Below are 2,415 nucleotides of genomic sequence, written 5' to 3'. Positions count from 1 at the left end.
CCGAGGCGGGAATGACCCATGGCACCACCTCCTCCAAAAGGGTCGTACCTTTCTTTTCATTTAGGCACTGGCTTCTCCTTAAATAATCCTTCAAAAGAGTATAGTCACACAGGACAGCGAATTGATCATTGAGTCATATAAGATCAAAGAGTGCTCGGTTGGCTTATGGTTTATGGATGTTGGGAACTATGGCAACTAATGCGTGCTGAACTTGTGGAAGTCATGCTAACAGAACATCGAAATAGTAGCTGTTGAAAGGACGAAATGTTTTTTGCGACCGCCGCACCTCTGCTGAAACTCTTTTTCCAAAAAAAAATAGAAAGGAAGACCCCATGAAAGTATTTCAGATCGAGGATGACTGGTCCATGGAACATCTGAAAATAGCCGGGCGCGACAAGCCGGAAACGGGGCCCGGGGAGGTGCTGCTTCGGATGAAAGCCGCCTCCATCAACTACCGTGATCTCGTGGTACCGCTTAGGGGATACGGGTCCTTTACCGGTACGCTTCCCCTGGTCCCAATTTCAGACGGCGTTGGGGAGGTTATAGAAATCGGTGCTGGCGTCACTCGGGTGACACCCGGTGATAGGGCCTGCCCGATGTTTATGCAGAAATGGATTGCCGGAGAACCTGATCTGAAAAGAATTACGTCTACTTTAGGCGGACCGATGGACGGCGTGATGCAGGAATACATGGTCGTAGGCGAGGAGGGTCTGGCGAAGGCCCCCAAATACCTGACGGACGAGGAAGCTGCGACCCTGCCCTGTGCCGCGCTAACCGCTTGGAGTGCGCTGGTCACGGAAGGTGATGTCAAAGCCGGAGACACGGTGCTGGTACAGGGGACCGGTGGCGTGTCCTTGTTCGCCTTGCAGTTCGCCAAGCTGCTTGGGGCCAAGGTAATCGTCATCTCCAGCAGCGATGATAAACTGAAACAGGCCGCCGCAATAGGTGCCGACGTAGGCATAAACTACACCAACGTTCCGGAGTGGGGCAAGGCAGTGAAAAAACTGACTGGGGGCGAAGGAGTCGATCACATCGTCGAAGTCGGCGGGGAGAAAACATTGCCTCAATCCCTGAGAGTGATTCGGCCTGGGGGGACGATCAGCATGATCGGTGTTCTTTCCGGGGTGAACATGGGAGTGAGTCTGGGATTAATCGTGACCCGAAAGGTTCGCCTTCAGGGAATCACTGTCGGCCATCGGGATTCATTCGAAGCCATGACCCGGGCCATAGCCCAACACCAGGTAAAGCCTGTGGTCGATCGGGTATTTGCCTTTGAAGAACTAAAAGAAGCCATGGAATATCTGCAGCAAGGGAAGCATTTTGGAAAGATCTGCATCCGCTTTTGATCTTGAAGGGGAAATCCTACCTGTGGCCTACTGAATATAGACTTGTCTATCCCATGAAAAACAGCATGGCGAAAATTACATGTGCCTTGCCATCCTCCATAAGTATCAGGGAATACCCCGAATTTACATTTAGCATCTGAATATCATAGGCTTACCTTGGGTACCGCCCCATATCGTTAACCCCTTAACCCAAGGAGGAACGCCATGAAACTATCGCGAACAGCCAAAATCTGGATCAATTACCAGAAAACCCATTCTAAAAAAAAATACGGTGCGATCCTACCGGGCTATCATCGAGCGGTACATCAACGAATTCGGTGATGGACCCGTCGACCAGATTACCCCGGAACACATCCTCACCTTCCTGAACCGCCTCACAGAAGGCAACAATCCCTACACCACGCGGATCCTTTATTCCCAGCGCTTTTCTTTTTTCAATTTCGTCCGCAACAATATCGATCCCGAGCTTAGGAACCCATGCGACAGGCCTATGATCCGCAAGCTGTATCGGGGGAGGGTGCCTTTGCGATGGAAAATCGTCGAGAAGGAAACCATCGACGAAATCATCTTCCGAACCACGAAGGTTCGTAATCGATTGATCCTCGAATTGATGGCCCGAGGCGGTATGCGCATCGGTGAAGTGCTGAAATTAAGACTGGGAGACCTTCAGGACCGAAAACTAATCCTGCGTGAACCTAAAAGCGGCAAGGAATACGAGTTTGTTTTCATCCCTCAAAAAGTGGCTGACCGATTGCGAGAATACGCGCTTCAGGTGTGCAATGCGTCCAGCGATCGGATATTTCCGATTTCCTATGAAGCCGCCAGGGTGATGGTGATCAAATCCGGTAAAATGGTAGGTGTCAAACTCAGACCGCATGATCTACGTCGGCATTCGGCAACTTTTGCATCTCGATCTGGCGTACCTATTGAAATTATATCAAAAGTTATCCTCCGGCACGCAAATCTTTCGACCACACAAAGGTATCTGGGAACCATTCGCGATGTGGAAGCTATTCGTTGGATTGAGAACATTTACCGCGTGTGTCCAGCAAAGGCTGGTATTTTCAGT

The 2,415-nt window shown here is 50.5% G+C and carries 2 protein-coding genes and 1 pseudogene; all 3 read left to right on the top strand.

All coding sequences use genetic code 11. The features are described 5' to 3' along the window. Positions 1–332 precede the first annotated feature (332 nt). A complete protein-coding gene (locus tag ABYV26_RS24490; protein ID WP_372683966.1) occupies positions 333–1,346 on the top strand; it encodes an NAD(P)-dependent alcohol dehydrogenase in 1,014 nt (337 codons plus the stop codon). 238 nt (positions 1,347–1,584) lie between these two features. Beyond that, positions 1,585–1,710 (top strand): annotated as a pseudogene (locus tag ABYV26_RS24485) (hypothetical protein); the annotation flags it as partial. A gap of 126 nt (positions 1,711–1,836) precedes the next feature. Next, a partial coding sequence (locus tag ABYV26_RS24480) for a tyrosine-type recombinase/integrase (protein ID WP_372683965.1) occupies positions 1,837–2,415 on the top strand: 579 nt, incomplete at its 3' end.

The organism is Desulfosarcina sp. (genome assembly GCF_041551955.1).
Taxonomy (GTDB): domain Bacteria; phylum Desulfobacterota; class Desulfobacteria; order Desulfobacterales; family Desulfosarcinaceae; genus Desulfosarcina.
Note: the sequence above shows the minus strand (reverse complement) of the source record. Positions and strands in the feature narration are given on the sequence as shown.